This is a genomic window from Moorena producens PAL-8-15-08-1 (genome assembly GCF_001767235.1).
Lineage (GTDB): Bacteria > Cyanobacteriota > Cyanobacteriia > Cyanobacteriales > Coleofasciculaceae > Moorena > Moorena producens_A.
The window spans coordinates 5,612,672-5,631,940 of record NZ_CP017599.1; the positions used below are offsets into that span (position 1 = coordinate 5,612,672).

Sequence of the window (19,269 nt, forward strand, 5' to 3'; positions counted from 1 at the left end):
TTTTGTCATTTCCCTATTGACAGACACTCCTATAGAGCAACCTTTTAGGCTTGTTCTTCTTCCAACTCTTCCTGGTTGAGGGATTCATAAGTTGGTGAGCGTGGTGTGCGATGGCGTTCTGAATCGGTCATTAAATCCACTTCCATATCATTGCTACTACCATCTTCTGTGGTTTCCACTTTGTGAACAGCTATGTCGAGTCCTAAGGATTGGAGTTCTCGCATCAGTACCTTGAATGATTCGGGAGTACCAGGTCTGGGAATAGCTTTTCCTTTGACAATGGCATTGAGAGCTTCATTGCGCCCTTGCATATCGTCTGATTTAACAGTGAGCAATTCTTGGAGGGTGTAAGATGCTCCAAATGCTTCTAATGCCCAGACTTCCATTTCCCCAAACCGCTGACCACCTTGTTGGGCTTTACCCCCCAACGGTTGCTGGGTGACTAGGGAGTACGGTCCGGTGGAGCGAGCGTGAATTTTATCGTCTACCAAGTGAACGAGCTTGAGCATATAGGCTTGCCCTACTGTGACTGGTTGGTCAAAGGCTTCTCCGGTACGACCATCGTATACAGTAATTTTTCCAGCATGCTCGGGATTAAATACCCACTCTTTACCAGGTTGATCACTGGCTTCTTTAAGCTTGTTATGGACTGTGAGGCGGGATGCTTCTGCGCCGTACATTTCGTCGAAGGGAGTAAGCTTAAATCGGGCATTCAGGTGTTCCCCAGCCCATCCTAATAGACATTCAAATACCTGACCCACATTCATCCGACTGGGTACTCCCAGGGGGTTGAGTACAATATCTACAGGTGTACCATCCGGCAGGTAGGGCATATCTTCGATGGGCAAAATCCGGGAAATAATTCCCTTATTGCCGTGACGACCTGCCATTTTGTCACCAACCTGGATTTTCCGTTTCTGAGCCACATATACACGCACTACCATGTTGGCTCCCGGTGGCAGTTCATCCCCTTGCTCTCTGGTAAATACCCGCACATCTACCACACGCCCTTTTTCACCATTGGGCACTCGTAGAGAATTGTCCCGTACATCCCTCGCTTTTTCTCCAAATATAGCTCGCAAGAGTTTTTCTTCTGGTGGCTGGTCTGATTCCCCCTTGGGAGTAACTTTCCCCACCAAGATATCCCCAGCTTCTACCCAGGCTCCAATGCGAATGATCCCGGTTTCATCTAACTGACGCAGGGCATCTTCTCCCACATTGGGAATTTCTCGGGTTATTTCTTCCGGACCTAGTTTAGTCTGTCGCGCTTCTATTTCATACTTTTCAACGTGAATACTTGTGTAGACATCATCGTAAACTAGCCGTTCACTAACCAAGATTGCATCTTCGTAGTTATAGCCTTCCCAAGGCATATAAGCTACTAGAATATTTTGTCCCAGGGCGATTTCACCCCCTTCCGTAGCCGAGCCATCTGCCAGGACCTGACCTGCCACAACTTCATCTCCTACATACACCAAGGGCCGTTGATTCAAGCAGGTATCTTGGTTAGAGCGCTGGTACTTTTGGAGGGAGTATTCAATAATTGCTGGGGTTTCTTTTGGTTGGATAGGGATAGGGAATTCTAACTCATTTTCATTGCCCTTTCCCCCTGGCAGGGCTGGGGTATCTTTGATGGTGGTTTGATAAGGCTGTAACCGAATTGTGTTGGCATCGACATACACCACCTCACCATCACTGGCAGCAACCACGACCATACCAGAGTCCCGAGCGGCCTGGGCTTCCAATCCTGTTCCCACTAAGGGGCGCTCAGGTCGAAGCAATGGCACAGCTTGCCGCTGCATATTTGAGCCCATCAGAGCTCGGTTGGCATCATCATGTTCTAAGAAGGGAATTAGAGAGGTGGCAACGGAGATAATTTGCACTGGTGATACCGCCACATAGTCCACTTGGTCAGGGGTGGTGGTTGTAAATTCTTGTCGATATCGGACTGGTACAGACTCTCCCAGGATGTAACCTTCCTCATCTAAGGCAATATCTCCTGGTGCTACCCTCAGGTCATCTTCTTCATCTGCGGTCATGTACAAGGGCGGTCGGTCTTTTAGGACTCGCCCATTTTCTACTGGGTAAGAAGGAGTTTCAATAAAACCATAATTGTTAACCCGAGCGTGGGTTGCCAAGGACCCAATCAGACCTGCATTGGGACCTTCTGGAGTTTCAATGGGGCAAATTCTGCCATAGTGAGATGGATGAATATCCCGCACTGCAAAACCTGCCCGTTCGCGAGTTAACCCCCCAGGACCTAGGGCAGACAGACGCCGTTTATGGGTCAATTCAGCTAATGGATTGGTCTGGTCCATAAACTGGGACAGCTGAGAGGACCCAAAAAATTCTTTAATCGCTGCTACTAGGGGTTTGGGGTTTACCAATGATGCTGGGGTAAGGGTATCGGATTCTGAAACGGTCATCCGTTCTCGAATAATCCGCTCTAGGCGATTGAGTCCCACCCGTACTTGGTTTTGCAGTAGTTCCCCAACAGAGCGTACTCGGCGATTCCCTAGGTGGTCAATATCGTCTGTGCTACCAATGTCAAATTCCAGGTTGATTAGGTAATCTATTGCCCCTAGTATATCTTGGGGGGTCAATACCCTTACCGTGTCAGGAATATTCAGCCGTAGTTTTTTATTGATTTTGTAGCGACCGACCCGACCTAGGTCATAACGCTTCTGGTCAAAGAAACGGGATTCCAATAACTGCTGACCACCACTAACAGTGGGAGGTTCCCCAGGACGCAGCTTGCGGTACAGCTCCAGCAGGGCTTCTTCTTCACTGGGGTTCCCTTCTTTGTCAAGGGTTTTTTGATAGTAGTCTGGGTGGCGCATAGCATCTATAATTTCACTATCACCAAGCCCCAAAGCTTTTAAAAGCACTTGTGCAGAGAGTTTACGGGTTTTGTCGATGCGCACCCAAACTAAGTTATTTTTATCAGTTTCAAACTTCAACCAAGCACCCCGGTTAGGAATCAAGGAGGCTGAGTAGGTACGACGTCCGTTTTTATCAGTTTCAGACTTGTAGTAAACTCCAGGAGAGCGAACAATTTGGTTAACAATGACTCGCTCAGCACCGTTAATGATAAATGTTCCTCGGTCTGTCATCAGAGGCAAATCACCGATGAAGACTTCTTGTTCTTTGATCTCGCCGGTTTCTTTATTAATCAAGCGGGTATGAACGTACATTTGTACGGCATAGGTACTGTCTCGCCGCTTGGCTTCATCCACATCATATTTAGGACACTTCAGCCTGTAGTTTTCACCCAAGAAGTGCAGCTCCATTTTGCCAGTGTAGTCGGTAATCGGCGAGAAGCTATTGAGTTCTTCAATTAGCCCCTCCTCCAAGAACCAGCGAAAGCTAGCACGCTGAATTTCAACTAAGTCTGGCAACATATAGGTAGCTGTTGTGTAAGTCGGATTAGTCATGGGGTCTGTTGTTCACTCTTTTTAAGTCAGCGCCGATTTTGATTCCCTTCCCAAGGCAGTACTTGTACTTGAACAGTTGCTTAAAACTTGGGTTCGAGCTAATAGATACTAGATCAACTTTTAGAATTGACATTCCCACAGATAACGTAAACGTGGAATTCTTAAGCTGAACATCTGCGACTTTAGGTAACCCTACTCTAGGTATAGGATGTTCATAGTGTTGACTCAAATGGCTTATAGTGCCTTTAATCTTCCAGTTCTCGCGCATCCATCTGTGGGATTTTAAACCATTTCTATTACTAGATTGACAGAAACTCTGGCATCAGGAAAACAACCAAAACACTATACTGGACTTGGAGTACTTGCTGCTGCTCCATAAAACTGATACGAACCTAGCTCATGCTAGTTAATCCTGTTTATTTCCTGCTTCTTTCGGGACTGTCGGCAGCACCCCGTCCACAGGCAGACACCGTAGAGGCCACGGCGCTTTCCAGATTTATCGCTCCCGGTGCTAGTTGTGGTTTTTACACGTGTCACCGTCGATATGCCCTACCATACACATGGGTTCTGATTAGGGTTTGCTTAGCTGGAGACTCAAACCGTTGTGGGGCTTATTGTTGGATTAGTTATATTCATCAGACTAATTAGGGTAGCATTTGATTGCCCTTTTGTCAACCCTCCTTCGGTAAGCCTCACCCAAAAGTACTATTCAAAGAGTCGGATTATTTCCTGTTATTTCCTCTTCTAGATGTAGATGTTGACAGCAGGTGTTCACAGCAGGTGTTCACAGTAAGCAAGCGCCCATAATTCTCTTTCTACTGAACCATAGCAGAGTAGGGGAGTTGAGATTATCAAGAACCCACCTTTAGGTTTTGCCCTTTCAGGTCTGGTTGAGATTTACCCAATCCCTATCCCAGCAGTTGCTGTTGATAGGCTAAGACCAAAAAGCTGACAGGCATTTTGGGTTGTCTGAGCAGCCAACTCTTCTAGAGATATCCCTCGTAATTGGGCAACGCACTCGCCTACATAGCGGACATAGGCTGGTTCATTTCGTTTACCTCGCTTGGGTACTGGTGCAAGGAACGGACAATCCGTTTCGATGAGTAGGCGATCGCTAGGTACCATGGTGGCTGATTCTTTTACCTGAGTGGCATTCTTAAAGGTCACAATGCCACTGAAGCTTATGTAAAATCCCAAATCCAAAAACCACTGTGTCTGTTGAGGATTACCTCCCCAACAGTGCATCACGCCTCTTATTGATCCGGTACTTTGCCAAAATTCTTGCAGTATGCCCCTCATTTCTGCAGCAGCGTCACGGCAGTGGATAATCAGTGGCAAGCCGAGTTGGTGGGCAATCCCTAGTTGGGCTTTGAACACTTCTATTTGGTGTTGTTGGTTCTTTGCTTTATAGAAATCCAAACCCGTTTCTCCAATAGCTACGACCCTAGCATCAGAGCGCGCTAGGGTCAAAATCTGATTTTCCGTTTCGGAAGTCCATTTTTCGGTATCTAAGGGGTGCAAGCCTACCGCAAAGGAGAGTTCGGGAAATCGCTCTGCTAGAGCTTGGATGCCTTTAAACTCAGACGGTTCTACGCAAGAGTGAACTAGACGAACCACACCAGCTTCAAGCCATCGCTGCCGCAATTGGTCTAACTCCGACTCAAAGACATCGAAGTTGATATGGACGTGGGTATCAATCAACTGCATCAATACAGTTTTTAATCTATTTATCTAGTTTTAGTTTAATTTACAGCGGTTTTTGCTCAACTAATCACCACTTAGCGCTCCGCCAGGTGAGGCCTGGGAATCTGATCATACAGCAGGTGATTCGGTCACACTAGCGTTAAGTTGAGCCTCTATAGCTTTGAGCTTTTTGGCAAGACTTGCTTTTTTCCGAGCGCCATTATTACGATGAAGTACCTTACGCTTGACAGCCTTGTCAATTTTGCTGTATGCTTCTGACATTCGGCGTTTAACTTCTTCCAAGGTCTCTGGACTTGGTTGGCGTTCGTACTCTTCTAAGGCAGCACAATAGTTCTTCGTCAGCGTTTTCACCGCTGATTTGTAGGCTTTATTCCGAACTCGGTTCCGTTCGGCTATATTTATGCGTTTGAGGGCAGACTTGTTATTAGCCACAGCAGTGTTTACTTAACTTAGTTAACTTAACTTAATTGAGTTTAGGAGTTACGTCCAGTAGAAAATGGTATGATACCAGAAATAACATAATACCATATATCATAGTAAACTAGTATCAACACCCATAGCGTAACCCAATCATCACCCTCTATAAGCTATATTCTTAAAGTAAGTCCAGGAAACATAGACACCTTTGATCAGGATAAGTGTATAAACCTGGTCTAGGACGAGCAACACTAGCGTGATGGGCACTCCGACTCCATGCTGCGAATCATAACTGAGCAGGCTGAGGCACAAACTGAACTGCGACGTATCCGCGATCGCACGGCTTCTGACCAAATGCTGAACAAAGAGGCAACTGTAAGGGAAGTTTTACAGGCAGTGAAGCGCCAAGGAGACGTAGCGCTCCTGCACTACACTGAGGAATTTGATCAGCTGAGATTGAGTCGAGAACAACTGCGAGTTAGCGGTTCGGAACTAGATGCGGCTTACCAACAGGTCTCCAAAGAATTACTGGATGCGATTCAATTAGCCGCCAGACAAATCGAGGCATTTCATCGACAACGAGTTCCCAAATCCTGGGTGCAATTTGGTGAAGATGATGTGGTTTTAGGGAAGCGCTACACTGCTGTAGATAAGGCTGGACTATATGTTCCAGGAGGTAGGGCCTCCTATCCCAGTACTGTGTTAATGAATGCTATCCCAGCCAAGGTAGCTCAGGTTAACCAAATTATAATGGTCACCCCACCAAGACCAGATCAAAGCATTAATCCGGCTGTGCTTGTGGCTGCTCAGGAAGCCGGTATTCATGAGATTTACCGGGTAGGTGGAGCCCAAGCAATTGCAGCGTTAGCCTTTGGGACCGAAACCATTCCCAACGTGGATGTGATTAGCGGTCCGGGTAACATTTACGTAACCCTGGCCAAGAAACTGGTTTACGGTATTGTAGGGATTGACTCCCTGGCTGGTCCTTCTGAGGTATTAATTATTGCGGATGAGAAAGCTAATCCAGTTCATGTGGCTGTCGATCTATTGGCTCAGGCAGAACATGACCCAATGGCAGCAGCGATTCTCCTGACCACTGATGCTAATTTAGCCAAACAAGTGCAGGGGCAAGTGCAGCAGCAACTAAAAGACCATCCACGACGCCTGTTGACAGAAAAAGCGATCGCTCACTATGGTCTAATCGTTGTTGTTGATTCTTTGGAAGTGGCAGCACAATTGTCTGATGAGTTTGCTCCAGAACACTTAGAACTAGAAATTACCCAACCTTGGGACTTACTAGACTATATCCACCACGCTGGGGCAATTTTCCTGGGTAACTCAACCCCTGAAGCAGTAGGTGATTACTTGGCTGGACCCAATCACACCCTACCAACTTCAGGTGCTGCTCGTTATGCTTCTGCCCTAGGTGTGGAAACCTTTATGAAGCACTCCAGTTTGATTCAGTATTCAGACAGAGCCCTCCATAAAGTGGCTGGTGCAATTGAGACTCTTGCTGAAGCAGAAGGTCTACCATCTCATGCTCAATCTGTGCGCTTACGAACTCAGCTTGATGCTGGGGGGTCAAAGGGAGTAGAACAATAAGAGAAAAACACTCTAGTTAATGCTCTGTCAGTAGTCAGGTAGTTACTGATTCCCCAGAATTGAGAATTGAGAATTGAGAATTGAGAATTGAGAATTGAGAATTGAGACTTGAGAATTGAAAATTGAAAATTGAGAATTGAGAATTGAAAATTGAGAATTGAGAATTGAAAATTGAGAATTGAGAATTGAGAATTGAGAATTGAGAATTGAGAATTGAGAATTTATCCATTCTTCATTCTTAATTCTTCATTCTGTTCTGTTTTTGTGATTAAGCCATAATTGTTACTCTTTCGCACGGCAAATCCCAAAAACTGACGTGAAACCGTGCAAAAACGTACTACTGCCTACTGGCCCAATTTCCCCGTTACAGAAGAAGCCCGCCAGCTGAATATCCTTGAGATAACGGTGGAATAGTTGGGAATCAAAATTAGGTTTACCGTAAAGCCCTTCTCCTCGCCCCAGACAGGAAAACATCAAAGCACCAGCAGCTGGAGTGCTGTTAGTTTGCTTTTGATAGTCCTCAAGAAGGAGTGCCAAGTCTTCCTCTGAAGTCTGAGCATCTCTGAGGTGGAACTGAATACGTTGACCGGGTCGAATCCGATCAGCAATAGCGATCGCACCAATCCTCGGATCCACACCTAACAGATTGCGGATCAGAAAGTCTCCCTGACCGAGCTGTTGTTTAAACTCATCTCGGGCAACTCCGACAAAGAGTGAATGTTGTGCCAGTTTACGGTCTGCCTCATCCATACTTTGGATTAACTCGCGCAACACCATTAATGGGGGATGGGATGCTGGCTCACTGTTGGTGATCTTGCCTTGATCGAGGGGTGTCAATTCCAGCAGGATATTCTGGTCTGCTTTAGTCACCTGATAGGTTTCACCGATAGGACGACAGCCTTGAGCAACAATGGTTTCTAATAGAATATTGCCGCTTAGAGCAACCCCCACAGTTCCTTCATGGTAGAGAGACTTAGCCACTTGGTTCTGGTCTTTCAGGCAAAATAAGCCATTCTTAACCATCATAGAGCTACCACTAGCCTGTCCTCCTACCTTGACTGACCCTGGATAAGCATAATCCAACCCTTGGAGCAAATCGTTAATTTTAGAGGACAAGGTGTCAGAGAATAAAATAAACTGGGGTTGCTCTTGGGGGGAAATTCCAATCAAGTCCACCCAAGCATCAGGAGGACTATCCAAATCTGGCAAGGCGTCTCCAGGGATATGAAAGCTCTTGACACTAACATCAGGCAAACAGGCTAGGCTGAGGCTTAGGGCTGGTCCTCCCTCAACTTCCACAGGTAACCCATTGGTGTTCATCCCAATGATGCCACTTCCACCACAACCAATCAGCACGGGTAAAGACAATCGTTCTTGGAGCAGGGGGATGAGGCGAGGATACTCACTGGCATAGGCAGATGAGATGAACACCAGACCCAAATCTGCTTTTGAAGGCAAAGACTTCTCAAGGCAGTCTGCCACTTCTGACACTGCCGCTTCTAATGATGCACGGGTTGATAGAGCATTTGCCCACTTGATCACATTAGCCATCTATATCTACCTATTTCACTCCCGATACCATTCCCTATTGAGGGGATTGGCCACTCCTCAAGGTTTTATGATAACGGTGAATTACCGCAGACTTCCACTAAGCCTTACCTGATACTGAGCAGAGGATTTATTGTGGTACACTAAATTTAATATAACTTAATCTAAGTTAGTAGTTATCAAAAGAAGCCCGTTAGGGGGGTTATAAACGGTTTTTCTTAAGGCGCGCCTGATGAAATCTCTCCATATCTGCCTAACGTATGAATAGTTATTGCTATATTAGCCATCCGCTCTACTGCAATTTAAGGGTAACAATTCGTAATATAGTCGGTAAATCAGACAGCTTCCCTTAAATTCGCCTTTCCTCTAACTTGAAGTCCTTCCTCAAGTCAGCCATAGCAAGAAGGGTAAGGGCTAAAGGTAAATTCCACCCCAACCACACTACCCCTATTACACTACTAAGTTAGCTATGTCAAGATCGATCGAGTCAAAGGGGAATGGGTCAAGAGTTATAGAAGTGGTATAAGCTACTAGGGTGTAAGGGGGAATTGGGAAAACCTTAAAAAATAAAGAACAAATTTGTGTTAAAGCAGGTCTTTTGCTTTAACCTAAGAAATTAAAGTAGCTAATTAAAGTAGCTAATTAAAGTAGCGCTCTTAGTTTATTCCCTGGTAATTTCTGGTTAATCCGGAATTTCCTAGCTAAGATGCAGGTAATGGACACTGGTCCGATCGTTGTAATGGTCACGACACCTATGAATGACCGCAAGTTCGTAGCTCTGTCGCTAGTAGTTAAGGTGAGGGAAACATGTGCTGCTAGCCCAACCAGCCTTTACAACATTGTCAGCCATGCAAAGCGCGAGTGGGGGAAACCACGGCAGTCGCTCATGGGGGGAACCCCCGCAGGTCGGCGCTGCCTCCCCAAGACCGCGCTGCATCGCTGCCGTTCCCGGAAGCGGGACAAACTCCGGCAAACCTTACCCCTGATAGGAGTTGCACAAAACCTAAGCAACTAGGTCGTCTTTTCAACGAAATTACTAGTTATTAAGCCTCCTATCGTTAACTATTTTGCTAAGCGCGGTTGGTGACTACTACCCATCCTATCAGCAAAATAAAAATAGACATCATCAAATTATAAAAGCGAAAGACAGATGAGCGAATTACAAGAGAAAATAGACCAAGAGCGTGAACAAGCTAGAGCCGTTTGTGATGCTGAAGGGGCGACTTCAGACGAATGTGCAGTAGCTTGGGATACAGTAGAAGAACTACAAGCAGAGGCTTCCCATAAGCGGCAAAATGCCAATCCCAAAAACTCCCTTGAGCAGTACTGTGATGATAATCCTGACGCAGCTGAGTGCCGGGTATATGATGACTAGACTCTAGGATTGTTCTGCCAAATACTCTGCATAAGGGTAGCAGGAGTAAATCCCCGATTAGGATTTGCTCCTGCTACCCTTTTTGGTGGCGTTACTGGCCTGATGCTTTCCTTGGCTTTGTTTCTAGATTTCCAGTATGGGCATTGGTGCAATAACATAGATCAAGGTCATTTCGGCAACAAGCAATGCAAGATGAAATTATTCAATTACTGGTTTGGATGGACTACCGTTTGGCAGTTCTGTTCACAGTATTTATCCCCTTGATGCTGCTAATTTGGGCATTTTTCCAGAAAGCAGATGCGATGGTACGGCTGTTGATTATCTATTGGCGTGTTTCCAGTCTCCTAGCGATTACAGTTTACTTGTTGATTGTCGGTTGGCCGATTGCTTATGTGTCTGCTTTGAGCTCCCGTATTCTAATCCCAATCTCCCTGTGGTTTTGGATTGACTTGAATGAGGAGATTGATGATAGACCACCTACTCCCTTGAAGCTAGCACTGACATCTTGGCGTTGGGCTATGACTATTTACTGTACTCTGGGGACAATCGCCAGCATTCCATTTCTACGTTGTGCCTTTGTCCCAGGAGCAATCACATCTGGATTTTGTCAGGTGTTGAGGGAGCCGCCTTTGTTATTCAAACAGTATTTCCATGCTGGTTATACCCCTGGATTTTTGGGTTTTATGGGAATGGTGGGATTATTCTTCTATGTCCTTTACTTAAGCTATTTCGTTCTGTTTCGTCTCGGCAAACAAGGACGATCAGCTATTGAACCATGACATGGATTTTGGCAATGGATTTTTTAGGGCGGTAGCATCTTCTTTGAGACTCCCCACGGCGCTTATGCCGGGGGAGTCTTGGTTCAAAGGAGGTTGATTAACGGATTCGGAATTCTACTTAACCTACAGGCAAACCGCGCTGATCAGATTTAATGGTCACTACCACTACGAGAAAGCTCGACTGACCATCCTATCCTGCTAATAGGCAATGCCACAACTACAAACTCACAACTGAAAACTCACAGATGATGGATTCCATTGGTAGGCGTCTAGAACAATACACCATCAAATGCCCAAAAGAGGTATTGATCGTTACCGCACAGATAGCTGGTGAACAGGATCAAATTGCTATTTTTAAAGGTTTTTCGAGTTCTTTAATGCGCCCGACATCCTTTGACCCAGATGTAGCGGTCTTACCAGCACAGGCAAAGATCATTAGCATAGATCGAGTGGCTGCTCCCTATAATCCACAGTCTCCTCGTTATCTTCAGCAAGGACTGAGTTTGGAAACTATGGAACAGTTGTTGGAGAATGCTGGTGTTTAATTTACCGTCCTTGCCAGGTGGTGGCTGCTAAGTTCCTAGGGAGGAACGTAAATTTTGGTAAAGTTTTGCCCGAAGGCTCTTGGGAGCTAAGTGTATTTGGATCTAGTTAGTCAATTTTGATAAAGTCTTGCCAGAAGCCTAATAGGGCTAAATCTACTTTGATCTAGTTAGTCAATGGTTTAGTAAATCTTTGATAAAGTCTGGTCAAAGCGCTAACAGGGCTAAATGTACTTGGATCATAATCTGAATGTACTTGGATCATAATCTGATCACAAGGATATATTTGTTTACAAACATGGGTTGGATGTATTGATGGATATCTACCAAAGCAAAATAAAGTGTTATTCTCCACAGTGAGTGTGTAATGTGAGGAAATAGAAATTATGGTTACATCCCCTGTCCGTATCCAGGGATGGAATAGTGCTGAGTTCTCATCGGAGAATCAGCCAATTAACTGCCCCAATGTTAGGTTACCTTGGCAAGCCCTAACTCTACCCACAACCCCATTATTTGGCACCGATGGCATTCGGGGACGAGCAGGAACATTGCTAAGTGAAGATTTGGCTTTACAAGTGGGTTTCTGGGCTGGTCTTGTGTTACAGGAATACTCAGCTGTGCCAGGACCGGTGATTTTGGGGCAGGATTCGCGCAATTCTAGTGATATGTTGGCCACAGCTTTAGCTAAGGGGCTGACTACAGCAGGTTTAGAGGTGTGGCACCTGGGATTATGTCCCACTCCTGGTGTTGCCTACCTGTGTAGTGCTACAAGTGCCATCGGGGGTGTGATGATTTCCGCTAGTCATAATCCTCCAGAAGACAATGGGATTAAGTTTTTTAGCGGGAAAGGCACTAAGCTATCTCAGGAGCTGCAAAAGCATATAGAAGCTGGATTGAGGGGTTTTACTGATCAGGGTGTAGTGAGTAAAACCCAAGGGAAGTATCACTATCGCCCAGGGTTGGTCACCGATTATGCCGCAGCACTTCATTGTCCTCTGAAAGGAGTGACGAATTTACAAGGGATGAAGATTGTGCTGGATTTGGCTTGGGGGGCAGCAGTGCGACTCTCAGGACAAGTGTTTGAGCAGTTGGGGGCACAAGTGATCTGTTTGCATGACCAGGCAGATGGCGATCGCATTAATGTCAATTGTGGCTCGACTCACCTCGAACCCCTCAAAGCTGCGGTAAAAGAATACCAAGCAGATCTTGGGTTTGCGTTTGATGGTGATGCAGACCGATTGATGGCAGTAGATGCCCAGGGTCGGGAGATCAATGGAGATTACATCCTCTATTTTTGGGGTCAAACCTTACGTGCTGCCCAAAAGCTACCAGAAGACCTAATGGTAGCAACGGTAATGGCAAATTTAGGATTTGAACGAGCCTGGAAGCAGTTGGGGGGTAAATTCCTACGGACAGCAGTCGGAGATCAGCATGTCCAAGCTAAAATGCTCCAAACTGGAGCTATGCTAGGGGGTGAGCAATCGGGACATATCATCTGTCACCATTATGGTTTGACTGGGGATGGCATGTTAACTGCTTTACATATAGCTTCTTTGGTGCATGAATCTGGGATGACCTTAGGGGAGTTAGTAGACCAAAGTTTCCAGACTTACCCCCAACTGCTGCGTAATGTCAGGGTAGAAGACCGAGAACGCCGACGTGGATGGCAAGAGTGTGAGGCCATCACGAATGCGATCGCAAAAGGGGAAGCAGCCATGGGAGACCAAGGTCGAATTCTGGTTCGTGCTTCTGGTACTGAACCCCTGATCCGGGTGATGGTCGAAGCCGCCAATTCTCAACTTGCTCACCACTGGACATCAGAGTTAGTTAATGTCGTTGAGCGATATTTAGCTAACTGATTAGTTAACTGATTCAGCAAAATGCTTCCAGCAACTGCTCAGCATATCACTGGCATAGTTAACTTATATCTTTGTTGACTCAGATCGTTTCAGTGATCGGGTTGTGTTGACGGTTTATGGTTGACGGTTTATGGTTGACGGTTTATGGTTGACGGTAAATCATCAACCCTGATCTGAGTCTCTCTTGATGAGAACTCCTTGCCCATCTACGATCAAAAACCAAATCGGTGGAAAGCATCTGGAAAAAGGGTTTTTAACCCTGAACTTAATATTTCATAGGGGTGCATAGGAAACTATTGGCAGTATTTTCGTTAGTTGATAGCTGACGAAATGCTTGGTTGTTTGCAAGGTTTCAATAACGCCATGGCTACCTCACCCTAACATTAAAACTCCCGTTACTTTGCCTAAATTAGTCAAAGTCATGGGAGTTTTTTAGCTTGTTTTTCTATCAATAAAGGTTAATCATGCTAGTTTTCGTAATTCCACTCAAGAGTCGAAATATTTCCAAATCTTGGAAGTATCTAAATTATTTGAACGCTGTGTCAAATCAGTATGTAATCAAACATCATCGGAATTTAGAGTAATCGTTGTTTGTAATGAAAAGCCAGAGATTACATTCAGTCACCCCCATATAATTTATCTTGAGGTTGATTATCCTACTCCCAAAGAGCAAAACCCCATAGCTAGAGGTTTGACAGACAAAGGACGTAAGGTTTTGAGAGGATTAACCTATGCTCGTCGATTTGACCCAACTCATGCTATGAATGTCGATGCCGATGATTGTGTTAGCAAACAGTTAGCGGAATTTGTTAGGAAAACTCCTCAGGGAAATGGCTGGTTTATTAATAGAGGTTATAAGTATCGAGATGGTGAAGATTGTTTATATTTAAAACGAAAAAAATTCTATCGAATGGTAAGCATTCAGCAATCAGTGGTCAGCCGTCAGCTAATCAACGGGAGGTAGTAAACAAGGTTACGGGCTAGTACGGCTGGTTGAAAATCCTTGCTTGTTTTGCTCATCTGACCCCGTGCAGTTAAAGCGCCTGCTAGTTGATAGTTGATAGCTGATAGCTGATAGCTAATAGCTGATAGCTGAGGGCTGAATGCTTACATCGAATGTCGGGGACAGCGAATATTATTAGATGGGATTTACTAGAGTTACCTGAAAAACCTGAATACAATCGGGGTTATGGCTACTACAAGTTCTATATTGATCATGAGAAAGTAAAAGGTATTCTTGGTGACAGCTCCTACACTGACCTTACAGGTTCAGTGTAGGCAACAAGCGCCAATCCGGGTATCCCTTAGGAGGCGCTGGGCTTTAAGAACGGACTGCCCTTCCGCTCTGTTTTTTATATTTATTGCTGCATTATGGTCTCTGTCCAAGCTACAACCGCAGTGAGGACATTCGTGCCAACGGACATGCAGCTTTTTTGGGACTTTTTTACCGCAACTAGAGCAATTCTGTGAAGTATTCTGAGCACTGACTGGAACCGCCAACAAGCCAGCATTTAAGGCCGTAGGCCACGCTACGCGAACGGCTTTGCTTGCCAGGATTGTCAGGAAGCTAGACCACCCAGCGTCCAACACAGATTTAGCTAGTCGGGATTTAGCAAGTCCCTTTATATTTAATTTTTCGTAAGCTATTACATCGTATTTTGATAGTAAATAATTGGCGGTCTTGAAGTGAAAATATCTTCGCTTGTCTGCTACTTTTTTGTGCTGCTTTCCAAGCTGCTTAATAGCTTTGAGTCGATTTTTGCCTCCTTTTTCCCGTCGAGATACTCTTTTTTGGATGACTCTTAGTCTTTTTTGAGATCTTCGATAGTACTGAGGAGTTTTAACTGTTTCCCCTTCGGAGGTGGTTAAGAATTCTTTGAGACCAACATCAATACCTACTATAGAGTCAGGGTTGATATCAGGTTTAATTTCAGGGACGGTCTTATCTTCTAGGGATAAAACCAAATAATATCCATCGCACTTCTTGGTAATTGAAGCTGTTTTGATTTTAAACCCATCAGGAATAGGGCGGTGTAGTACGACTTTGATTTTTCCTATTTTAGGCAGATCGATCAGATCTCCCTGTAAACATCCTTCCTTCATCTGAGGGTAAGTGAAGGTACGATAACGATGTCTTTTTTTGAATCTTGGTCTACCGCTTCTGTTTCCGTTTTTATCTCCTTTGATAAATCTATCAAAGGCCAACTTAACCCTTTTTACTGCATCCTGAAGGACTTGAGAATGGACTTCTTTGTACCAGGGATGAGTCTTTTTGAGACTTGGTAATGTCTTTTTCTGACTGTAATAATCTGGGTTGTCTCTTAATTCGGGTAAATAACAAACAAGAGGGCAGGCATTGATCGAGCAGCGATTTGCTTCATACCAGTTGAATCGTTCGCGTAGCGTCGGCTTTGCCGAATCCGCCAATAAGTAGTTATATTGAGCGCAAAGCATTGATAGCCAGTCATCTATCTTGGTTTGTTGATGTTTTGTCGGTTTCAGCCTGTACTGGTATGCAATTCTCATCGTGCTTGCCTTTCTGTTTATCGACCTAGTAACATTATAATTAACGTACAGCCATGTGTCAAGTTACAATGAAAGATAAAAAGTTAACAATTAGAATTACAGATTTTGAAAAAAGACAGTTAGCGCAGGAAGCAGAGCGACGCGGAATGACTCAGTCAGAATTAATAAGAAGCTTGATAGCTCGCTTCCCTGATCCGAAAGACTCTGTGCAAAATTCATCCCACACCTATGCTACGCATTAGGATGTGGGGCTTCTTTTGCCGGACAGCTAACAAGGGAACCCCTCTAGAACCATTACCCTTTTCCGGTAGTGTTTATATCCTTGGTACTGGTGAGAATATATCAGCAAATGAAGACAGATTATCCTTTAACATCTTCAATCGAAAGGCGTTGAGCAAATCAATTTGTGATAACTTTGGCTTATACAAGCTCCCTTGACCGTCGCGCAAACACCAATTGAAACTTGAACATGCCAAATTAGAAAATAATAACATCGATAGACAATGGGACGGTTCTGCCATGGTCAAAGGTCGGTCAAAATCTAAGGCATCAAAGAAAGGGAAAACGCCATCTGAGACCACAACCTTAAATCTGAAGCAACAGTTAGCTCAAAAACGCCGAGCGCAACGGGAGCGTAGAGAAGTCATCCAAATCATCACTATGACAGCAGCTTTTGGAGCGATTATCGGGGTGTTGCTGGCTCTGGTGGTTGATCCTAAAGCTGGTGCAGCTGCAGTAGCTGGTCTGCCTTGTCTGGTTCTGTCCTATAAATATCCTCGCAAAGCACTTTGGGCATTCCTGATCTATATGCCTTTTAGTGGCACAATCATTTACTCCATTGGCAATAGTCCACTGCTCCAGCTGGCTAAAGATGGTATCTATATCCCTGCTTTGATTGGTCTAATACAAGAGTGTAAGCAGCAAAGAAAACCGATCATAGTAGCCAAGTCCCTAATGGTACCCTTAGGCATTTTGTGCGCATCAAGTTTGCTGACACTCTTGTTTGCTAATGGTGCCCAGCAACTACTTCCCCCCTGTTCAGATTTACCAGGGATGCGTAGAGGTGTAACCTGCGACGATGGACAGCCGATACTAATGGGAATTTTGGGTTTGAAAGTTTTTTTGGGATACATTCCCTTAATCTTTTGTGCCTACTACCTGATCCGTAGCAAGAAAGAATTACTCTTCCTCTCAAGGATGTTCACAGTTCTGGCTATTATCTGCTGTAGCCTTGCCTTTATTCAGTACATGATGCTGAAAACTGGTAGATGCGCTGGAACCCAATTCAGAGAAGGGGCTGCCTTATTCAAAGCTTCCCTAGATGCTAGATGTTTTGTGGGTGGGTCTTTACTGTATAGTCCTCAAGTGGGACAAATCCGCTTACCGGGAACCTTTGTTGCCCCTTGGCAGTGGGGCTGGTTCCTGATTTCTAATGCCTTTTTTACCTTTGCTACTGCTTTCAGCGACCCCTCAGCTCGTTGGCGAAGTGTTGGTTTAGGTGCCATGGCATCGGTTTTTGTTCTGGCAGTAGTCTCTGGTCAGCGGATTGCTCTGGCTTTGGTGCCAACCGTAACTTTAATCTTGCTGGTTTTAACGGGTCAAGTCACTAACCTTAAACGGTTTTTACCTATTCTGGGGGGATTAGGACTTTTATTGGGAATTGCCGCAACTGCTTTTCCTGAAGTAGTTCAGGAACGGATAGATAGTTTTATCGGTCGTTGGCAAGCTGCACCAGCGGATGATTTTATCCTTCATCAATTTGCTTTTACCTGGCATAGACTCAGAGGCTCATTAATTGGTCTGGGATTAGGACGAGCGACCAACTCTGCTCGTGTTTTCGGTAAAACTAGTTTGGTAGAAACTTGGTTTCCCAAAGTGATGCATGAAGTTGGTCCGCTGGGGCTGCTGGCTTTTCTAATATTTGTAACTGGTATTACTGTACTTACCTTCAAGGCTTACCGCTCAGTGAAAAACAAGGATTTGCGGAGTATCGGTGCCAGCTATTGGGTACTTATTTTGTTTATTAGCTACCAAACCTATTACTATCCCTTGGATGTAGATCCAGTGGCAATCTATTATTGGTTGATGACTGGTGTTATCCTCAAGTTGCCCGAAATAAATCGCCAAGAACAAGAGGAACTACAGAAACTAGAGGCAGAACAGACAAACGATCCTAAACGTAAAAAGAAACGAGGTATCAAGACATCGAAAAAGGGAACAGGGAAACGGCAAAAGGGAAAAGGCAAAAGGCAAACGGTTTTTTCTACAGGTCTGCACGGATAACTGTTCCGTGTACTAAGCTGGTATTGGTTTTACCTCTTAGCTTGAGAATTCTCGAACTTTCCATAAAACCACGGATGTCCAAAGATAGCATGTTAGTTAAACTGTTATCGATTGTCGGCATTATCAGCAGTTAAATGCTTAAGGACAAAGTACTCACAACAACGACAATGATTTCTGTAATTATCCCTACTTACGGACGGGAAGACCCTTTGCGGGATACCCTAGAAGATGTCCTGAAGCAAGACTACCCTGCTTTTGAAGTACTGGTTGTCGATCAAACTCGAAACCACAAACCAGAGATTCAATCCTATTTAGAGCAGCTGGCTAATGCTGGTAAGATTCGCTGGTTCCGGGTTGATTGGGCGAGTTTACCTGGGGCAAGAAATTATGGGGTAAGGCGGGCATCCGGGGACATTATTGTGTTTATCGATGATGATATCAAGATGCCACCGGGGTATTTAACTGCTCATGCTCGTAACTATGAACAATCCCCAGAGATTGGGGCAGTGGCAGGACGAGTATTTGACCGGATGAAGCTAGCGGAGAAAGGAGCAGCAGCAGATTCCCCCACTCCCTCTTACACCATTGAAGACTTGCCTAAGGAGGCCATGGACCCTGGCATTGCATGGTATTACATAGACTTAGTCCATACGGTGAAGCCCCAACGGGTTATCTCAGCCCGAGGCTGCAATATGTCTTTCCGCCGGGAAATTTTTACGAAGTATGGGCTGCACTTTGATGAACAGTTCCGGGGGAGTGCGGTTCGTGAGGAGTCAGATTTTTGTTTGCGATTTAGGCGCACTGGTTATCAAATTTGGTATGACCCAGATGCTTATTTAGTCCATTTAGGAGAAGAAACTGGGGGGTGTCATGATATTAGTACGCGATCGCTTGAGTATCAGTTGACCTTTTATCACAACCATTTCCTGATGGGGATGAAAAATCTTACCCTTAGTGAACAGCTACGGCTGTTTGGTCGTCTATTTGATTGCCACGTCTTAGGGAATCCTCCTTGTAATAAAAGTGGTTCCCCGATTAAAATTATTAGCCGCGCTGGTTTCTACATGTTGGGATTTTTCAAAGCACTTGGTACACGCATCAAATCTATCTGGGATGATGGTCAAATTTATAGTCGGCTAGACCGTTATAAGCTTGAAGGTTAGTTGGTTGAACGCGCACGCGTGGCCTTTTGGCCAAGGT

Annotated in this window: 16 protein-coding genes; 11 read left to right on the forward strand and 5 right to left on the reverse strand. The window is 45.0% G+C overall.

Going from position 1 to position 19,269, the window contains the following annotated elements:
• Positions 1-44: 44 nt before the first annotated feature.
• The 3 genes from rpoB to rpsT all read right to left on the reverse strand — a co-directional run bounded on the left by rpoB (position 45) and on the right by rpsT (position 5,570).
• Positions 45-3,434, reverse strand: coding sequence for a DNA-directed RNA polymerase subunit beta (gene rpoB, locus BJP34_RS20500; RefSeq protein ID WP_070393945.1), 3,390 nt, complete (start codon positions 3,432-3,434; stop codon positions 45-47).
• An 897-nt stretch (positions 3,435-4,331) separates the two neighbouring features.
• The gene (locus tag BJP34_RS20510) at positions 4,332-5,141 is read right to left on the reverse strand and encodes a TatD family hydrolase (protein WP_070393947.1); all 810 of its coding nucleotides are present in this window, start codon (positions 5,139-5,141) and stop codon (positions 4,332-4,334) included.
• 105 nt (positions 5,142-5,246) lie between these two features.
• Complete coding sequence (gene rpsT / locus BJP34_RS20515) at positions 5,247-5,570, reverse strand: 30S ribosomal protein S20 (protein WP_070393948.1); 324 nt, start codon at positions 5,568-5,570, stop codon at positions 5,247-5,249.
• Positions 5,571-5,831: 261 nt separating this feature from the next.
• Here rpsT and hisD point away from each other — a divergent pair, with 261 nt between their 5' ends.
• The gene (gene hisD / locus BJP34_RS20520) at positions 5,832-7,157 is read left to right on the forward strand and encodes a histidinol dehydrogenase (RefSeq protein ID WP_070393949.1); all 1,326 of its coding nucleotides are present in this window, start codon (positions 5,832-5,834) and stop codon (positions 7,155-7,157) included.
• A gap of 282 nt (positions 7,158-7,439) precedes the next feature.
• Here the strand turns inward: hisD and BJP34_RS20525 are convergent, their stop codons facing one another.
• The gene (locus BJP34_RS20525; RefSeq protein ID WP_070393950.1) at positions 7,440-8,708 is read right to left on the reverse strand and encodes an FIST signal transduction protein; all 1,269 of its coding nucleotides are present in this window, start codon (positions 8,706-8,708) and stop codon (positions 7,440-7,442) included.
• A gap of 712 nt (positions 8,709-9,420) precedes the next feature.
• Here BJP34_RS20525 and BJP34_RS20530 point away from each other — a divergent pair.
• The 6 genes from BJP34_RS20530 (at position 9,421) to BJP34_RS20555 (ending at position 14,224) form a co-directional block, all read left to right on the forward strand.
• Entirely contained in the window at positions 9,421-9,720 is a 300-nt protein-coding gene (locus BJP34_RS20530; RefSeq protein ID WP_149031088.1) for a hypothetical protein, read from the forward strand.
• Between the two features lie 135 nt (positions 9,721-9,855).
• Positions 9,856-10,080, forward strand: coding sequence for a Calvin cycle protein CP12 (locus BJP34_RS20535; protein ID WP_070393952.1), 225 nt, complete (start codon positions 9,856-9,858; stop codon positions 10,078-10,080).
• A gap of 185 nt (positions 10,081-10,265) precedes the next feature.
• On the forward strand, positions 10,266-10,859 hold the full coding sequence (locus tag BJP34_RS20540; RefSeq protein WP_070393953.1) for a DUF3177 family protein: 594 nt from the start codon (positions 10,266-10,268) through the stop codon (positions 10,857-10,859).
• Positions 10,860-11,104: 245 nt separating this feature from the next.
• The gene (locus BJP34_RS20545; RefSeq protein ID WP_070393954.1) at positions 11,105-11,404 is read left to right on the forward strand and encodes a hypothetical protein; all 300 of its coding nucleotides are present in this window, start codon (positions 11,105-11,107) and stop codon (positions 11,402-11,404) included.
• 383 nt (positions 11,405-11,787) lie between these two features.
• The gene (gene glmM / locus BJP34_RS20550; RefSeq protein ID WP_070393955.1) at positions 11,788-13,260 is read left to right on the forward strand and encodes a phosphoglucosamine mutase; all 1,473 of its coding nucleotides are present in this window, start codon (positions 11,788-11,790) and stop codon (positions 13,258-13,260) included.
• Positions 13,261-13,771: 511 nt separating this feature from the next.
• The gene (locus BJP34_RS20555; RefSeq protein ID WP_070393956.1) at positions 13,772-14,224 is read left to right on the forward strand and encodes a glycosyltransferase family A protein; all 453 of its coding nucleotides are present in this window, start codon (positions 13,772-13,774) and stop codon (positions 14,222-14,224) included.
• A 305-nt stretch (positions 14,225-14,529) separates the two neighbouring features.
• Here the strand turns inward: BJP34_RS20555 and BJP34_RS20560 are convergent, their stop codons facing one another.
• On the reverse strand, positions 14,530-15,786 hold the full coding sequence (locus BJP34_RS20560; protein WP_070393957.1) for an RNA-guided endonuclease InsQ/TnpB family protein: 1,257 nt from the start codon (positions 15,784-15,786) through the stop codon (positions 14,530-14,532).
• A 68-nt stretch (positions 15,787-15,854) separates the two neighbouring features.
• Here BJP34_RS20560 and BJP34_RS20565 point away from each other — a divergent pair, with 68 nt between their 5' ends.
• The 4 genes from BJP34_RS20565 to hpsN all read left to right on the forward strand — a co-directional run bounded on the left by BJP34_RS20565 (position 15,855) and on the right by hpsN (position 19,232).
• On the forward strand, positions 15,855-16,028 hold the full coding sequence (locus BJP34_RS20565) for a CopG family transcriptional regulator (protein WP_070393958.1): 174 nt from the start codon (positions 15,855-15,857) through the stop codon (positions 16,026-16,028).
• Entirely contained in the window at positions 16,015-16,224 is a 210-nt protein-coding gene (locus BJP34_RS20570) for a hypothetical protein (RefSeq protein ID WP_193431267.1), read from the forward strand. Before BJP34_RS20565 ends, BJP34_RS20570 begins: the two co-directional genes overlap by 14 nt.
• A gap of 81 nt (positions 16,225-16,305) precedes the next feature.
• Positions 16,306-18,069 (forward strand): hormogonium polysaccharide biosynthesis protein HpsL, encoded by a 1,764-nt coding sequence (gene hpsL / locus BJP34_RS20575; protein ID WP_070396783.1) that lies wholly within the window; start codon positions 16,306-16,308, stop codon positions 18,067-18,069.
• A gap of 167 nt (positions 18,070-18,236) precedes the next feature.
• The gene (gene hpsN, locus BJP34_RS20580; protein WP_070396784.1) at positions 18,237-19,232 is read left to right on the forward strand and encodes a hormogonium polysaccharide biosynthesis glycosyltransferase HpsN; all 996 of its coding nucleotides are present in this window, start codon (positions 18,237-18,239) and stop codon (positions 19,230-19,232) included.
• Positions 19,233-19,269: the final 37 nt, after the last annotated feature.